Below are 16,088 nucleotides of genomic sequence, written 5' to 3'. Positions count from 1 at the left end.
CGTGACAGGATGGTCACATGGCCCCCGACCTCTCCCTCCCCCTGCTGCGTCATCCGGTCGTCCAGGCCCCCATGGCGGGCGGCGCCTCCACCCCGGAACTCGCCGCCGCCGTCAGTGGGGCCGGCGGTCTCGGCATGCTCGCCGCCGGCTACAAGACGCCGGAGGCCATGTACGAGGAGACGCGCCACCTGCGCCGGCTCACTCCCCGCCCCTTCGGCGTCAACCTCTTCCTGCCCCAGGAGCCGGTCGCCGGGCCGGCTGCCGTGGCCGCCTACCGCGAGCGTCTCGCCCCCGAGGCGGACCGCTACGACGCCGCACTCGGCGACACCGACCGGGGCGGCAGCGACGCCTACGACGCGAAGGTCGCGATCCTCCTCCAGCACCCCGTGCCGCTGGTGTCGTTCACCTTCGGCTGCCCCGAGGAGCGCGTGCTGCGCCGCTTCGCGGAGGCGGGCACGTCGACGGTCGTCACGGTCACCTCCGTGGACGAGGCGCTCACCGCCCAGGACCGCGGCGCCGCCGCGGTGTGCGTGCAGGGCGCGGAGGCGGGCGGCCACCAGGGCACCCACCACGACGACCCGGCGGCGGACGGCGGCTGCCGCGCGACCGGACTGCTCACGCTGCTGGCCCTCGTCGGCGAGGCGGTGCGCCTGCCGCTGGTCGCCGCCGGCGGGCTGATGCGCGGGTCGCAGATCGCCGCGGTGCTGGCTGCCGGTGCGAGCGCCGCTCAGCTCGGCACCGCGTTCCTGGTGTGTCCCGAGTCCGGTGCGCACGCCGAGCACAAGCGGGCGCTGACGGACCCGCTCTACGACCGCACGGAGCTGACCCGTGCCTTCTCCGGGCGCCCGGCGCGCGCCCTGGTCAACCGGTTCGTGCGCGAGCACGGTCCGCACGCCCCCGCCGCCTACCCGGACGTCCACCACCTCACCACCGGCCTGCGCCGTGCCGCCGGGAAGGCCGGCGACCCGCAGGGTCTGGCGCTGTGGGCGGGCCAGGGCCACCGGCTGGCCCGTACGATGCCCGCCGCGCGGCTCGTCGAGGTGCTCGCCGGTGAACTGGCCTCCGCCCGCGCCGCGTCGACGGGACGGGAGGTGGAGGCGTGACCGCTCCCGTGTTCCTGCTCGACGGGCCGGACGCGCCGCCCCTCACCGGGGCCGGCAGCGTGTGGCTGACGGGTCCGGAGGGCCGGCACGCCGTCTCCGTGCGGCGCATGCGTGTGGGCGAGTCGATCGTCCTCACCGACGGCGCGGGCACCGGTGCCCACGGCACGGTCGCCGCCGTCGAGGGCAAGGACCGGCTGGAGGTCGCCGTCACCGACGTCCGGTCCGAGCCCGTACCCCGTCCCCGGATCACCGTCGTGCAGGCGCTGCCCAAGGGCGACCGGGGCGAGCTGGCCGTGGAGACGATGACGGAGACCGGCGTGGACGTGATCGTGCCCTGGGCGGCGTCCCGGTGCATCACGCAGTGGCGCGGCGAACGCGCCGCCAAGTCGCTGGCGAAGTGGCGTGCCACCGCGCGCGAGGCGGGCAAGCAGTCCCGGCGCCTGCGGTTTCCGCACGTCGCCGAACCGGCCACGACCGCGCAGGTGGCGCCGCTGCTGTCCGGTGCCGCGTTCGCCGCCGTGCTGCACGAGGAGGGTGCCGCGCCGCTGGCCACCGCTCCGCTCCCGGTGGACGGGGACGTCGTGCTGGTCGTCGGTCCCGAGGGGGGCGTCTCCCCGGAGGAGCTGGCCGTGTTCGCGGAGGCGGGCGCCGAGCCGTACCGGCTGGGCCGCACGGTGCTGCGCACCTCCACGGCGGGCACCGCCGCGACCTCCCTCCTGCTGACCCGCACCGGCCGCTGGTCCTGACGGCCCGCGCCGGGGCGGCGATGATTTCGCCCGGTGCGAGGAGTCGTCCCCCTGTGAGAGCACCCCGTCCCGCAGGAGGTCCGCCATGACCCTCGTCCCCGCGCCCGAGATCGACGTCCGGTTCGGCGCGCCGGAGGCCGTCGCCACACCGTGGGCGGAGGTCGCCCGGACGCTCCGGGAGGCCGAGCTGTACTGGCTGACCACCGTCCGCCGGGACGGCCGCCCGCACGTGACGCCGTTGATCGGCGTGACCGGGGGCGCCGGGCAGGAGGTCCATTTCTGCACCGGCCTGCGCGAACAGAAGGCCCGCAACCTCGGGCACGGCCGCCGGGTCGCGCTGACGACCGGCGCGAACGCCTGGAACCGCGGCCTCGACGTCGTCGTCGAGGGCGTCGCCGTCCCCGTCACCGGCCGCGCCGCACTCCGGGAGATCGCCGAGGCCTACGAGACGAAGTACGGCGACGACTGGCACTTCGACGTCGGCGACGGGGTGTTCGGCTCCGGCGACGACGCGGCCGCCGTGTTCCGCGTGGAGCCCGTCAAGGTGCTCGCGTTCGCCAAGGACCCGCACGGCCAGACCCGTTACCGCTTCCCGGCCTCCGCCTGACCTCCATCAGGGCATCGCTCGCGCGGACACCCATGGGCGTCCAGCGGCCGCACGAGCGGCCCGCACACGCATGCGCGCGACCGTGCCGGGGCGTGCGCACGTCCCGCAGCCGCCCGGGCGGTACGATCCGCTGGGTACACCGACGACGCACAGCCGGAGGCGCCACCGTGGCGGGAGAACCGCAGGCCGACTGCCTGTTCTGCAAGATCGTCGCGGGGGACGTCCCCGCGACCGTCGTACGCGACACGGAGACGACTCTCGCCTTCCGCGACATCAACCCGCAGGCCCCCACCCACGTTCTGGTGATCCCGAAGGCGCACCACCAGGACGCCGTCACACTGGCGGTGGAGGCGCCGCAGATCGCCGCCGACGTGCTGCGCGAAGCGGCCGCGGTCGCCGAGGAGGAGGGCATCGCGGTCGCCGAGGGCGGACCGGGCACGGGCTACCGCGTCGTCTTCAACACCGGCACGGGTGCCGGCCAGACCGTCTTCCACGCGCACGCCCACGTGCTCGGCGGCCGCGGCCTCAACTGGCCGCCCGGCTGAGCCGCCCACGGCCGCCCGCCGCAGCCCGCCCCGACAGGACCCGGCCATGTCCGTCCGCGAACTCGTCGTCCTCGGCACCGCCAGCCAGGTGCCGACCCGGCACCGCAACCACAACGGCTACCTGCTGCGCTGGGACGGCGAGGGCCTGCTCTTCGACCCGGGCGAGGGCACCCAGCGGCAGATGCTGTACGCCGGGGTCGCCGCACACGACGTCGACCGCATCTGCGTCACCCACTTCCACGGCGACCACTCCCTCGGCCTCGCCGGGGTCCTGCAGCGCATCAACCTCGACCGGGTGCCGCACCCGGTGACCGCCCACTACCCGGCGTCCGGCGCGCACTTCTTCGACCGGCTGCGTCACGCCACCGCCTACCGGGAGACCGTCCCCCTGCGCACGGAGCCCGTCCCCGACGCCGAGCAGGCCGTGCTGTACGAGAGCGCCGCCTACACCCTCACCGCGCACCGCCTCTCCCACCCCGTGGAGGCGTACGGCTACCGCCTCGCCGAGCCGGACGGGCGCCGCATGCTGCCGGAACGGCTGCGCGCGCACGGCATCACGGGCCCGGACGTGGGCCGTCTCCGGCGCGACGGCTCCCTGCGCGGCGTCACCCTGGAGGAGGTCAGCGCTCCCCGTCCCGGCCAGCGGTTCGCGTTCGTCATGGACACCCGGCTCTGCGACGGCGTGTACGCGCTCGCGGAGGGCTGCGACATGCTGGTCATCGAGTCGACGTTCCTGGACGAGGACACCGCGCTCGCCGGGGAGTACGGCCACCTGACGGCCGGTCAGGCGGGCCGCGTCGCGGCGGAGTCGGGGGTGCGGCACCTGGTGCTCACGCACTTCAGCCAGCGCTACCCCGACCCCGCCGCCTTCGCCGCGCAGGCCCGCGCGGCCGGCTTCGACGGCGAACTCACCACCGCCCGCGACCTGGACCGCGTCCCCCTGCCCAGGCGCCGCGCCTGAAGCGCCCGTCCGCGCCCCGGGCACGCACCGTGCCGCACGGATCACGCATGCGTCCGCCCGGAGGAGCCGGGCCTCAGAAACCCAGGCGGCGGAGCTGCTTGGGATCGCGCTGCCAGTCCTTGGCGACCTTCACGTGCAGGTCGAGGTAGACCGGAGTGCCCAGCAGCGCCTCGATGTGCTTGCGGGACGTGGTGCCGACCTCCTTCAGGCGGCGCCCCTTGGGGCCGATCACGATGCCCTTCTGGCTCGGCCGCTCGATGAAGATGTTGGCGTGCACGTCCAGCAGCGGGCGGTCCGCCGGCCGCCCTTCGCGCGGCAGCATCTCCTCCACGACCACCGCGATGGAGTGCGGCAGCTCGTCCCGCACGCCCTCCAGGGCCGCCTCACGGATCAGCTCGGCGACCATGACCTGCTCCGGCTCGTCCGTGAGGTCGCCGTCCGGGTAGAGCGCAGGCCCCTCGGGGAGCAGCGGCACCAGCAGGTCGGCGAGCAGCTCGACCTGCTTGCCCGCGGTCGCCGAGACGGGCACGATCTCCGCCCACTCGAAGCCCAGCTCCTTGCCGAGCCGGTCCACCGCGATGAGCTGCTCGGCCAGCGTCTCGGAGTCGACCAGGTCGGTCTTGGTGACGATCGCGACCTTGGGCTTGCGCTTCAGGCCGGCCAGCTCCTTGGCGATGAAACGGTCGCCGGGCCCGATCTTCTGGTCCGCGGGCAGGCAGAAGCCGATCACGTCGACCTCGGCCCAGGTGGTGCGCACCACGTCGTTGAGCCGTTCGCCGAGCAGCGTGCGCGGCTTGTGCAGGCCCGGGGTGTCGACCAGCACGAGCTGCGCGTCCGGACGGTGCACGATGCCGCGCACGGTGTGCCGCGTGGTCTGCGGGCGGTTGGAGGTGATCGCGACCTTCGTGCCCACCAGTGCGTTGGTCAGCGTCGACTTGCCGGCGTTCGGCCTGCCGACGAAGCACGCGAAGCCCGAACGGTGCGCGGCGTCCGCCGCCGCGGGGGAGGAGGGGGAGGGGTCACTCATGGCGACCATTCTCCCCGATCGCAGCGGCAGCCCCGACCAGCGCCCGCCGCGGCGGCCGCGCGGCCTCGCCCCACGGCCCCGGTCAGCCCGTCCGCAGCGTGCCGCGCAGCGCGCCGTCCGGGCCCGCCAGCAGCACCGGCGTGCCGGCGCCGCCGAGGTCGCCCACGGCCGCCAGGTCCTCGTCCGGAAGCCGCCCGGCCTCGGTCACCACGGCCGCCGCCTCCAGGCTCTTCGCGCCGGACGCCACGGCCATCGCCACGGCCGTGCGCAGCGCGCTCAACGGCAGCGACGGCAACGCGACCGAGCCGGCCACGTACGTCCGCCCGGTCTCGTCCCGCACGGCCGCGCCCTCCGGCACGCCGTTCCGCGCCCGCGCCGACCGCGCCAGCGTGACGATCTTGCGGTCCTCCGGGTCCATGTCCTGCGCGGCCGCCTGCTCACCCTGCTCACTCATGCAGGCGAGCATATGCGCCCGCCCGGTCGTCATGCCGGGTGGTGGTCGTGGTCGTGACGGTCGGCGGGGACCTTCGTCCCGGCGGGGGCGGCGGCCTCGGCCGACCGTATCGGCTCGACGAGGACCGTGGTGATCCTGTTGCGGCGGCCCGCCGGCGACTCCGCGGTGAGGCGCAGGGCGGTGAGTGTCGGGTCGGAGTGGTCCTCCGTCACGTCCACCGTGGTGGTCGCACCGGCGATCGGGACGCGGCCCAGGCTCTTGGCGAGCAGCCCGCCGACGGTCTCCACGTCCTCGTCGTCCCAGCCGACCAGGTCGTAGAGCTCCCCGAGGTCGCCCAGGTCCAGCCGCGCGGTGACGCGGTAGCGGCCGTGGCCCAGGTCCTCCACCGGGTCCTGCTCCTTGTCGTACTCGTCGGCGATCTCGCCGACGATCTCCTCCAGGATGTCCTCGATGGTGACCACGCCCGCGGTGCCGCCGTACTCGTCGATGACGACGGCGACGTGGATGCGGTCCTGCTGCATCTCGCGCAGCAGGTCGCCGGCGTTCTTCGTGTCGGGCACGAAGGCGGCCGGCCGCATGGCCGTGGAGACCAGCTCGCTCTCGTTCTCCCGGTTGATGTGCACCTTCCGGGCGAGGTCCTTGAGGTAGACGATGCCCAGGACGTCGTCCTCGCTCTCGCCGACCACCGGGATGCGGGAGAAGCCGGAACGCAGCGCCAGGGTCAGGGCCTGGCGGACGGTCTTGAAGCGCTCGATGGTGATCAGGTCGGTACGCGGCACCATCACCTCGCGCACGAGCGTGTCGCCGAGCTGGAAGACGGAGTGCACCATCTTCCGCTCCTCGTCCTCGATCAGCGACTCCTGCTCGGCGAGGTCCACCAGCGCACGCAGCTCCGCCTCGCTGGCGAACGGGCCCTTGCGGAAACCCTTGCCCGGCGTCAGCGCGTTGCCGACGAGGATCAGCAGCTGCGGCAGCGGGCCCAGGATGCGGGCCAGCGGCAGCAGGACGTACGACGCGGCGGTGGCGGTGTTCAGCGGGTGCTGCCGGCCGATGGTGCGCGGCGAGACGCCCACGGCGACGTAGGACACCAGCACCATCACCGCGATGGCGAGGGTCAGCGCCTCCCACGTCCGGTCGAAGGACCGCAGGCAGGCGTAGGTGACGAGCACGCCGGCGGCCATCTCGCTGGCCACCCGCAGCAGCAGGGCGAGGTTGAGGTAGCGGGTCGGGTCGGAGGCGACGGTGGCGAGCTTGGCCGCTCCGCGCCGGCCGGAGCGTACGGCCTCCTCGGCGCGGTAGCTGGTGGTGCGTGCCAGACCCGCCTCGGCGCAGGCCGCGAGCCAGGCCACTATCACCAGGGCCCCGGCGCCGACGAGCAGCTGCGCGGTCATGAGGTGGTGGTGGGGGCCGGGGAGGGGCCTTCCAGGCCGCGTTCGGCGCGCCAGCCGTCCACGATCGCGGACTGGAGGCCGAACATCTCGGCCCGCTCGGCCGGTTCCTCGTGGTCGTAGCCCAGCAGGTGCAGCACGCCGTGGACGGTGAGCAGTTGCAGCTCCTCGTCCATCGAGTGCCGGGTCGGTGCGTCGGCGCCCTGCTTCGACGCGACGTCCGGGCACAGCACGACGTCACCGAGGAGGCCCTGCGGGGGCTCCTCCTCGTCCCGGGCGGGCGGCCGTAGTTCGTCCATGGGGAAGGACATCACGTCCGTCGGCCCGGGCAGGTCCATCCACTGGAGGTGGAGCTGCTCCATGGCGTCGGTGTCGATGGCGATCAGGGACAGCTCCGCCAGCGGATGGATGCGCATCCGGTTCAGGGCGTAGCGGGCGATGTCGAGCACGGACTCCTCGTCGAAGGGGCGCCCGGACTCGTTGTTGACGTCGATGGACATGTGCGGTGCTCAGCGTTTCCCGTTGCCTCGGGCGCGGTCGTGCGCGCGGTCCTTGCCACTCCGGCGGCGGGAACCCCCTTCGGGGGTGCCGCCGTTCTCCGTGCCGTTCTGCTCGTCGTACCGGTCGTAGGCGTCGACGATGCGGCCGACCAGCTTGTGCCGGACCACGTCCGAGCTGTTCAGCATCGCGAAGTGCACGTCGTCCACCCCGTCCAGGATGTCCCGCACCTGGCGGAGGCCGCTCTTGGTGCCGCCCGGCAGGTCGACCTGCGTGATGTCGCCGGTGACGACCACCTGGGACTCGAAGCCGAGCCGGGTGAGGAACATCTTCATCTGTTCCGGGTTGGTGTTCTGCGCCTCGTCCAGAATGATGAACGCATCATTGAGCGTCCTGCCGCGCATGTAGGCCAGCGGCGCCACCTCGATCGTGCCGGCGGCCATCAGCCGCGGGATCGAGTCCGGGTCCAGCATGTCGTGCAGCGCGTCGTACAGCGGGCGCAGGTACGGGTCGATCTTCTCGTACAGGGTGCCGGGCAGGAAGCCCAGCCGCTCGCCCGCCTCGACCGCCGGCCGGGTCAGGATGATGCGGTTGACCTGCTTCGACTGGAGGGCCTGCACCGCCTTTGCCATGGCGAGATAGGTCTTGCCGGTGCCGGCCGGGCCGATGCCGAAGACGACGGTGTGCTGGTCGATCGCGTCGACGTACCGCTTCTGGTTGAGCGTCTTCGGGCGGATGGTGCGGCCGCGGTTGGACAGGATGTTCTGCGTCAGCACCTCGGCCGGCGCGGCGTGTCCGCCGCCCTCGCCGGTCTCCGCCTTGCGGAGCATCGAGATGGTGCGCTCCACCGCGTCCTCGGTCATCGGCTGACCGGTGCGCAGCACCAGCATCATCTCGTCGAAGAGCCGCTGGATCAGCGCGACCTCGTCGGGCGCACCGGTGGCGGTGATCTCGTTGCCCCGGACGTGGATGTCGGTCTCGGGGAAGGCTTCCTCGATCACGCGCAGCAGGGAGTCGCCGGAGCCGAGCACGGTCACCATCGGGTGCTTCGACGGGACGGCGAAACGGGCGGTGTCCTGGTTCGTGGTTGTCTGCGTCATGGGCGGCCTCTGGGGCCTGCTCATCCCTCTCCGTGCTGCGACGACTGGTTCCTCAAGAATACGCCGACCCACCGACACGCCCGAGGGGATTTCCGCCGCACGGCTGCCCTGCCGGCGCCCCGGTGGGGTCACGCCCGGCGGAACCCGATCGTGGGGACCGCCCGGCGCAGTGGCCCCGGCCTGCCGCAGCGGGGCAGCAGCGCGTCCAGGAACGCGTACCGGCGCAGCGCCTCCGGGTCCTGCCCGGCCGCGGCTGCGGCCTCCGGCGACAGCGTGTACTGCCGCACCCCCTCGTACCAGGCCCCGACCTCCGGCCAGCCGGGCGCCGACAGCGAACCGCCGAACTCCTGCACCGACAGCGCCGCCGTCAGACCCGCGAAGGCCAGCCGGTCCTCCAGCGGCCAGCCCGCGAGGGTGCCGGTGAGGAAACCCGCGGTGAACACGTCGCCCGCGCCCGTGGTGTCCAGGGCCTCCACCGCGATGGCCGGGACCCGCGCGGTCTCACCGGTGCGGCCGTCCGCGACGTAGGCGCCGTCGGCGCCCAGGGTGACCACCGCCAGCGGCACCCGCTCGGCGAGCGCCCGCGCGGCCCGCAGCGGGCACTCGGTCCGGGTGTAGCGCATCGCCTCGGCCGCGTTGGGCAGGAACGCCTCGCAGTGGCCCAGCTCGGGCAGGGCCGCCAGGTCCCAGCGGCCGGAGTCGTCCCAGCCGACCCCGGCGAACACCAGGCTGCCGCGCCCGGCGGCGGTCGCCACCCACTCCTGCGGCTCCCCCGGCACCAGCGACGCCACGCAGGCCCGTGCCCGGGGCGGACACTCGCGGTCGCCCTCCAGCGCCGGATCGCGCGGCGGCGCCACGTGGCCGTGCGAGACCATCGTCCGCTCGCCCTCGTACGCCATGGAGACCGTCACCGGGGAGTGCCAGCCGGGCACCGTGTGCGACATCGACAGGTCGATGCCCTCGCCGCGTTCGAGGGAGTCCCGGCAGTAGTCGCCGTACATGTCGTCGCCGAAGGCGGCCGCCAGCGACGTACGCAGGCCGAGGCGGGCCAGCGCGGCCGCCATGTTGGCGACCCCGCCCGGACTGGAGCCCATGCCGCGTGCCCAGGACTCGGTGCCGCGGACCGGGGCGGCGTCCAGGCCGGTGAAGATGATGTCCAGGAAGACCGTGCCCGTCAGGTAGACGTCGCAGGCGGGATCGTCCGGGCGGCGCAGCGCGGCGAGCGGGTCCAGCCGTTCGGTGGCGTCTCCCTGCGTGTCGGGGCGGTCCGGGACGCCGTCCTCGTGGTGCGTGCCGCGCCCGCCGGTCGTGCCGTGCGCGCCGGTGGTGCCTGCTGTGCCGTCCGTGCCTGCCGTGCTCACCGTCTCTCCTCGTGCTCCTCCCGGCCAGTGTCCCGCGCCGACCCCGCCGGCGACACCGCCCGTGCGCCCGCCGCCGTGCGGTACGTTCCGCAGCATGCGGCTGACGATTCTGGGCGGCGGCGGATTCCGTGTACCTCTGGTCTACCGTGCCCTGCTGACAGAGGCACACCGGGACGCGGCGGGACGCTGCACCGAACTGGTCCTCCACGACACCGACGCCGCCCGCGCCGGCGTCGTCGCCTCGGTGCTCGCCGCACAGGCCCGCGAGGAACGCCACCCCGTGCCCGTCCGCGTGGAGGCGGACCTGGACGACGCGCTGCGCGGCGCCGACTTCGTCTTCTCCGCGATCCGCGTCGGCGGCACGGAGGGACGGGTGCGCGACGAACGCGTTCCGCTGGCCGAGGGCGTCCTCGGGCAGGAGACGGTCGGCGCGGGCGGCGTGCTGTACGCGCTGCGCACGGTCCCCGTCGCGATGCGCATCGCGGAACGCGTCCGCGCCGTCGCCCCCGGGGCGTGGGTGATCAACTTCACCAACCCCGCCGGCATCGTCACCGAGGCGATGGCGCGGGTGCTGGGCGACCGGGTCGTCGGCATCTGCGACTCGCCGGTCGGCCTGGTGCGCCGCGCGGCGCGCGCCGCGGGCGCCGACCCGGCGGCCGTCCGCTACGACTACCTCGGCCTCAACCACCTCGGCTGGCTGCGGTCCCTCACGGCCGCCGGCCGCGACCTGCTGCCCGGGCTGCTCGCCGACGACGCGGCACTGGCCTCCTTCGAGGAGGGCCGCCTGTTCGGCGGCCCCTGGCTGCGCGCGCTCGGCAGCCTGCCCAACGAGTACCTGCACTACTACTACTTCCGTCGTGAGACGCTCGCCGCCGTGCGGGAGGCCCCCGAGACGCGGGGAGCCTTCCTCGACCGGCAGCAGCGCGCGTTCTTCGCGGCGGCCGGGCGGGAACCGGAACGCGCGCTGGAGCTGTGGGAACGTACGCGGCTGGAGCGCGAGGAGACGTACATGGCCGAGAGCCGCGAGGCGAGCGGCGGCTGGGAGCGCGACACCTGCGATCTGGACGGCGGCGGCTACGACCGGGTCGCGCTCGCTCTGATGCACGCCCTCGCGGGCGACACCCGGGCCGAGCTGATCCTCAACGTGCGCGGCGGCGGGAGGGTGACCGGGCTGCCGGACGACGCCGTCGTGGAGACGGTGTGCGCGGCGGACGCGGACGGCGTACGGCCGCGGTGGGACGCGGTGACGGCGCCGGGGGAGGCCGAACTGGGGCTGATGCTCCAGCTGAAGGCGGTGGAGCGGGCGACGATCGAGGCCGCCGACACCGGTTCCCGGCGTGCGGCGCTGCGGGCGCTGGGGCTCCATCCCCTGGTCGACTCACCGGCCGTCGCGGCCCGCATCCTGGCCGCGCAGGGCAACTGCGGCGCCGGGTGACCGTCTCCGTAGGCCGGACCTGACGACCTGCGCTGCGGCGTCGGCCTCGGCCCGGAAGCCGGGTACCTGGACTACGCCCGCGCATGCCGGACGGCGCTCACGCACCTTCCTTGAGGACGCGGGTGATGAGGGTGCGCTGGGCGTCGGTGAGGCGGGGGTCGGCGCAGTAGGCCGTGGCGCCGTCGGCCTCGATCTCGTAGTGGAAGCCGTCCGGGACGCCGACCGGGCGTTCGTCCCGGTGTCCCTCGGCCACGGCCTGGTCGGCGAGGGCGGCCACCTCGCCGGAGTCCGGGAGGTCGCCGGTGTCCAGCATGGCCCGCCGGGTCACGCCCCCGAAGCCGCCCGTGCGGATGACGGTGATACGCATGCCTCCATCCTCCCGCACCGCCCGCGCGAAGCGCGGTAGGCCCGGCTCGAGCGCGTCTCGACGAACGGTGGACCTCCTGACCGAGACCCCCGGCCGTTCACGGCAGAGAACAGCAAGTTGGTCGGTGACACGGAGGGTGACGGAGGAAAGACTGACTGCTTCACGGGCCGGGAGCCCCGACTGCCACGGGACGCGGCCACCTCACGACCAGCAGGACGCGGAGCGGTGGGACCTGCCCGGCCCCGCCGTGCCGCGCTTCACCGACACCCGAGGAGAGTCGAGGCCGTGCCGAACGACGAGAAGCCCTTCGAGGGCGGGCCATCCCTGGCGACCCAGCTGATGCAGGAACTCGTCGCCTCCGGCGTCGAGTTCTACGGCCGGCTCACCTCCGACGACGGTGCCGTGGACGACTTCGGGTTCGACCCCGACCTCGTCGACGACGCCCTGATGCCCGCCCTGCGGCCCCTGTACGAGAAGTACTTCCGCGTCGAGGTGCAGGGTCTGGAGCACGTCCCGGCCGACGGCTCGGCGCTGGTGGTGGCCAACCACTCCGGCACCCTCCCGCTGGACGCGCTGATGCTCCAGCTCTGCCTGCGCGACCATCACCCGGACCACCGCCGCCTGCGGATGCTCGCCGCCGATCTCGCCTTCCAGCTCCCCGTGGTCCGCGACCTGGCGCGCAAGCTGGGACACGTGCGGGCCTGCCCGGAGAACGCCGAACGCCTGCTCCTGGAGGGCGCGCTGGTCGGCGTCATGCCGGAGGGCTACGGCGGCCTGGGCAAGCCGTTCGACGAGCGCTACCGGCTCCGGCGCTTCGGCCGCGGCGGCTTCGCCGCGGTGGCGCTGCGCACCGGGCGGCCGATGGTGCCCTGCTCGATCGTGGGCGCCGAGGAGATCTATCCGATGATCGGCGAGTCCCGCACTCTCGCCCGGATGCTGAAGCTGCCGTACTTCCCGATCACCCCCACCTTTCCGCTGCTGGGCGTCCTCGGGCTGGTCCCGCTGCCGACGAAGTGGACCATCCGCTTCGACCCGCCCGTCCACACGGACACCTTCCCGCCCGGCGCGGCGGACGACGCGCTGGTGGTGGACAAGCTCGCCGGCGAGGTCAAGGACACCGTCCAGCACCGGCTCAACGAGATGGTGCGGCAGCGCGACTCGCTGTTCTGACCGCACCCGCCGCAGCTCCGCCTCCCCGCCCCCGCCCGTCGCGTGAGCGGCGGGAGGGGAGGAGCGGGGGAGGCGGGAGGGGAGTCTCCGAGACGGCCCGCCCCGGGGCGCACACACCGCCGCGGTCAGCCGGAGACCGGCACGCCCACGTCCGTCCATGCCTGGGACAGCGCCTTGGTGACCTCGCCCGGCCCGTGCTGCTCCCTCGCGGCGGCCAGGGTCGCCGCCGCGAAGTCCGCGAAGTCGGCGTCCGGGCTGAGCGAACCGGACGTCAGCGTGTCGTACCAGACCTGCCCCGCCCGCTCCCACGCCCGGCCGCCGAGCGTCACCGCGAACCGCTGGAACGCCCGGTTGGGGATGCCGGAGTTGATGTGCACGCCGCCGTTGTCGTCGGTGGTGTGCACGAAGTCGTCCATGTGGCCCGGTTGCGGGTCCTTGCCCAGCACGTCGTCGTCGTACGCCGTCCCCGGCTCCTTCATCGACCGCAGCGCCCGGCCCTGCACCCGGTCGGTGAACAGCTCCGCGCCGATCAGCCAGTCCGCGTCCGCCGCGGTCTCCTCCCGCTCGTACTGTTTGATGAGCGCGCCGAAGACGTCGGACACCGACTCGTTCAGCGCCCCCGACTGGCCGCTGTAGTGCAGGTTGGCGGTGTACTGCGTGACTCCGTGCGTCAACTCGTGTCCGATGACGTCCACCGCGAGGGTGAAATCGCGGAAGACCTCGCCGTCGCCGTCCCCGAACACCATCCGTCCGCCGTCCCAGAACGCGTTGGCGTACTGCTCGCCGTAGTGCACGGTCGCGTCCAGCGGCAGGCCCGAACCGTCGATCGAGTCCCGCCCGTAGGCGCTGAGGTACAGCGCGAAGGTGGCGCCCAGCGCGGCGTAGGCGCGGTTGGCCGAGGCGTCCCGCACCGGGCCCTCGCCCTCGGACCGCACCCGCCGCCCGGGCAGCTCCTCGCGGTTCTGCGCGTCGTACACGGCGCGGCGCGGCGCGGGCTCGGCCGCCGGGCGGGGCGGCAGCGGCTGGGCGGGAGTGGCCCGCGCGACCAGGTGGCGGCGGGTGCGCTGGGCGGCGTCCCGCTCCAGCGTGCGACGCGCGGGCGCGGCGAGCACCGGGTCGTCCGACCGGGCGAGCCGGTCCAGAAGATGGGGCGGCACGATGCCGCAGCGGGGAGGAAGCGGCGGGTGAACGTCCGTGTGAGGGTTCATGTCCAGCAATGTGGCATTCGGTCACGGGATTGTCACCGGCTGCTGTCATGATTCGCGAGAAGGAGTTGCACCGCCCGCGCGCCGCCCCCGGTGGTGGTCCGCATGGTGATACGCCCCCGGCGGACCGGCCGGGGGTCCGCTAACGTGGCGCCATCATGCGTTGCGGGCTGCTTCTCCTTAGCTGCCGCGGCGAGGGTTCGTAAGTCTTCACGGCCGACCCCCTCCCCGCGGAGTCCGGTGCTGCCACCGTCGGTCCCGAAGCCTGAAGCCAAGGAGCCCCGCGCGACATGACCACTTCCCAGCCGGAGCCGACCTCCGTACGGCCCGCCACGCCGATCACCGCCGCCACCGTGCGCCAGCGCCCCTCCGGGATGCCCTTCCACCGGTACGGCCGGTACGAGACCGTCGACATTCCCGACCGCACCTGGCCGGGCCGGCGCCTCACCGAGGCCCCGCGGTGGCTGTCCACCGACCTGCGGGACGGCAACCAGGCCCTGATCGACCCGATGTCGCCGGCCCGCAAGCGCGCGATGTTCGACCTGCTGGTGTCGATGGGCTACAAGGAGATCGAGGTCGGCTTCCCCTCCTCCGGTCAGACCGACTTCGACTTCGTCCGCTCGATCATCGAGGACGACGCGATTCCGGAGGACGTGACGATCTCCGTCCTCACCCAGGCGCGCGAGGAGCTGATCGAGCGCACCGTGGAGTCGGTGCGCGGCGCCCACCGTGCGACGGTCCACCTGTACAACGCCACGGCGCCCGCGTTCCGCCGCATCGTCTTCCGCGGCTCCCGCGAGGAGGTGAAGCAGATCGCGGTCGACGGCACCCGGCTGGTGACGGAGTACGCCGAGAAGATCCTCACCGACGAGACCGTCTTCGGTTACCAGTACAGCCCCGAGATCTTCACGGACACCGAGCTGGACTTCGCCCTGGAGGTCTGCGAGGGCGTGATGGACGTCTGGCAGCCCGAGGACGGCCGCGAGATCATCCTCAACCTGCCCGCCACCGTGGAGCGTTCCACGCCCTCCACGCACGCCGACCGGTTCGAGTGGATGTCGCGCCACCTGTCCCGGCGCGAGCACGTGTGCCTGTCCGTCCACCCGCACAACGACCGCGGAACCGCGGTGGCCGCCGCCGAACTGGCCCTGATGGCCGGTGCCGACCGCGTCGAGGGCTGCCTGTTCGGCCAGGGCGAGCGCACCGGCAACGTCGACCTGGTGACGCTGGGCATGAACCTCTTCTCCCAGGGCGTCGACCCGCAGATCGACTTCTCCCGGATCGACGAGATCAAGCGCACCGCCGAGTACTGCAACCAGATGGAGGTCCACCCCAGGCACCCGTACGTCGGCGACCTCGTCTACACCGCCTTCTCCGGCTCCCACCAGGACGCCATCAAGAAGGGCTTCGAGGACATGGAGGCGCGTGCCGAGCGGGCCGGCAAGCCCGCCTGCGAGGTCACCTGGGAGGTCCCGTACCTGCCGATCGACCCCAAGGACGTCGGCCGCTCCTACGAGGCGGTCATCCGGGTCAACTCGCAGTCCGGCAAGGGCGGCATCGCCTACGTCCTGAAGAACGACCACAGCCTGTCGCTGCCGCGCCGGATGCAGGTCGAGTTCTCGAAGATCATCCAGGCCCGCACCGACGCGGACGGCGGAGAGGTCACTCCGGCCGAGATCTGGTCCGTCTTCCAGGACGAGTACCTGCCCACCCCGGAGGCGAGCTGGGGCCGTGTGGCGCTGCACGGCGTGCAGACCGCGACCTCCAGCGAAGGGGGCGGCGAGGAGGCCACCGCGCTCACCGTGCAGGCGGTCGTCGACGGCGAGGACGCCGTCCTGACCGGCAGCGGCAACGGCCCGCTGGCCGCCTTCTTCGACGCCCTCCAGGCCGTCGACGTGGACGTGCGCCTGCTGGACTACGTCGAGCACACGATGAGCGAGGGCGCCGGCTCGCAGGCCGCCTCGTACATCGAGTGCGCGATCGGCGACAAGGTGCTGTGGGGCGTCGGCATCGACGCGAACATCGTCCGCGCCTCGCTGCAGGCCGTCGTCTCCGCGGTCAACCGGGCGTCCCGGCACTGAGCGGCCCGCCCCGCAGGCGCTCCGCCACCTGCCGCAGGCC

Annotated in this window: 16 protein-coding genes; 8 read left to right on the top strand and 8 right to left on the bottom strand. The window is 73.5% G+C overall.

Features of this window, described 5'->3' with window-relative positions:
• The first annotated feature begins 17 nt into the window (after positions 1–17).
• The 5 genes from RM572_RS01685 (at position 18) to RM572_RS01665 (ending at position 3,962) form a co-directional block, all read left to right on the top strand.
• Positions 18–1,103: a nitronate monooxygenase gene (locus RM572_RS01685; protein WP_311671460.1), complete on the top strand. Its 1,086-nt coding sequence runs from the start codon at positions 18–20 to the stop codon at positions 1,101–1,103.
• Positions 1,100–1,849: a 16S rRNA (uracil(1498)-N(3))-methyltransferase gene (locus RM572_RS01680; protein ID WP_311671459.1), complete on the top strand. Its 750-nt coding sequence runs from the start codon at positions 1,100–1,102 to the stop codon at positions 1,847–1,849. The genes RM572_RS01685 and RM572_RS01680 overlap by 4 nt, the downstream gene beginning before the upstream one ends.
• A gap of 85 nt (positions 1,850–1,934) precedes the next feature.
• The gene (locus RM572_RS01675; protein WP_311671458.1) at positions 1,935–2,456 is read left to right on the top strand and encodes a pyridoxamine 5'-phosphate oxidase family protein; all 522 of its coding nucleotides are present in this window, start codon (positions 1,935–1,937) and stop codon (positions 2,454–2,456) included.
• Positions 2,457–2,623: 167 nt separating this feature from the next.
• Complete coding sequence (locus RM572_RS01670; protein WP_027763741.1) at positions 2,624–3,001, top strand: histidine triad nucleotide-binding protein; 378 nt, start codon at positions 2,624–2,626, stop codon at positions 2,999–3,001.
• A gap of 46 nt (positions 3,002–3,047) precedes the next feature.
• Complete coding sequence (locus RM572_RS01665) at positions 3,048–3,962, top strand: ribonuclease Z (RefSeq protein WP_311671457.1); 915 nt, start codon at positions 3,048–3,050, stop codon at positions 3,960–3,962.
• A gap of 73 nt (positions 3,963–4,035) precedes the next feature.
• Here the strand turns inward: RM572_RS01665 and era are convergent, their stop codons facing one another.
• From era to RM572_RS01635, 6 genes are all read right to left on the bottom strand, one after another.
• Entirely contained in the window at positions 4,036–4,998 is a 963-nt protein-coding gene (gene era, locus RM572_RS01660; RefSeq protein ID WP_027763743.1) for a GTPase Era, read from the bottom strand.
• A 73-nt stretch (positions 4,999–5,071) separates the two neighbouring features.
• The gene (locus RM572_RS01655; protein WP_394813508.1) at positions 5,072–5,455 is read right to left on the bottom strand and encodes a cytidine deaminase; all 384 of its coding nucleotides are present in this window, start codon (positions 5,453–5,455) and stop codon (positions 5,072–5,074) included.
• Positions 5,456–5,472: 17 nt separating this feature from the next.
• Entirely contained in the window at positions 5,473–6,834 is a 1,362-nt protein-coding gene (locus RM572_RS01650; RefSeq protein WP_311671455.1) for a hemolysin family protein, read from the bottom strand.
• On the bottom strand, positions 6,831–7,331 hold the full coding sequence (gene ybeY / locus RM572_RS01645) for an rRNA maturation RNase YbeY (protein ID WP_027763745.1): 501 nt from the start codon (positions 7,329–7,331) through the stop codon (positions 6,831–6,833). Before ybeY ends, RM572_RS01650 begins: the two co-directional genes overlap by 4 nt.
• 9 nt (positions 7,332–7,340) lie before the next feature.
• The gene (locus tag RM572_RS01640; protein WP_311671454.1) at positions 7,341–8,429 is read right to left on the bottom strand and encodes a PhoH family protein; all 1,089 of its coding nucleotides are present in this window, start codon (positions 8,427–8,429) and stop codon (positions 7,341–7,343) included.
• A gap of 128 nt (positions 8,430–8,557) precedes the next feature.
• Positions 8,558–9,661, bottom strand: a complete 1,104-nt coding sequence (locus RM572_RS01635; protein ID WP_311671811.1) for a carbohydrate kinase family protein — start codon at positions 9,659–9,661, stop codon at positions 8,558–8,560.
• Between the two features lie 223 nt (positions 9,662–9,884).
• Here RM572_RS01635 and RM572_RS01630 point away from each other — a divergent pair, with 223 nt between their 5' ends.
• Entirely contained in the window at positions 9,885–11,225 is a 1,341-nt protein-coding gene (locus tag RM572_RS01630) for a family 4 glycosyl hydrolase (RefSeq protein WP_311671453.1), read from the top strand.
• 97 nt (positions 11,226–11,322) lie between these two features.
• Here RM572_RS01630 and RM572_RS01625 read toward each other — a convergent pair whose 3' ends face one another.
• Complete coding sequence (locus RM572_RS01625; protein WP_311671452.1) at positions 11,323–11,592, bottom strand: protealysin inhibitor emfourin; 270 nt, start codon at positions 11,590–11,592, stop codon at positions 11,323–11,325.
• A 339-nt stretch (positions 11,593–11,931) separates the two neighbouring features.
• On the opposite strand from RM572_RS01625, the gene RM572_RS01620 reads away from it, so the two are divergent.
• The gene (locus tag RM572_RS01620) at positions 11,932–12,762 is read left to right on the top strand and encodes a lysophospholipid acyltransferase family protein (RefSeq protein WP_311671810.1); all 831 of its coding nucleotides are present in this window, start codon (positions 11,932–11,934) and stop codon (positions 12,760–12,762) included.
• Between the two features lie 125 nt (positions 12,763–12,887).
• Here RM572_RS01620 and RM572_RS01615 read toward each other — a convergent pair whose 3' ends face one another.
• A complete protein-coding gene (locus RM572_RS01615; RefSeq protein WP_311671451.1) occupies positions 12,888–13,970 on the bottom strand; it encodes a M4 family metallopeptidase in 1,083 nt (360 codons plus the stop codon).
• A 287-nt stretch (positions 13,971–14,257) separates the two neighbouring features.
• Between RM572_RS01615 and leuA the strand changes: the two genes are divergently transcribed.
• Positions 14,258–16,048: a 2-isopropylmalate synthase gene (leuA, locus tag RM572_RS01610; protein WP_311671450.1), complete on the top strand. Its 1,791-nt coding sequence runs from the start codon at positions 14,258–14,260 to the stop codon at positions 16,046–16,048.
• Positions 16,049–16,088 lie beyond the last annotated feature (40 nt).

Source organism: Streptomyces hazeniae, assembly GCF_031845485.1.
Taxonomy (GTDB): Bacteria; Actinomycetota; Actinomycetes; order Streptomycetales; family Streptomycetaceae; genus Streptomyces; species Streptomyces hazeniae.
This window is presented reverse-complemented; position numbering and strand designations above follow the sequence as displayed.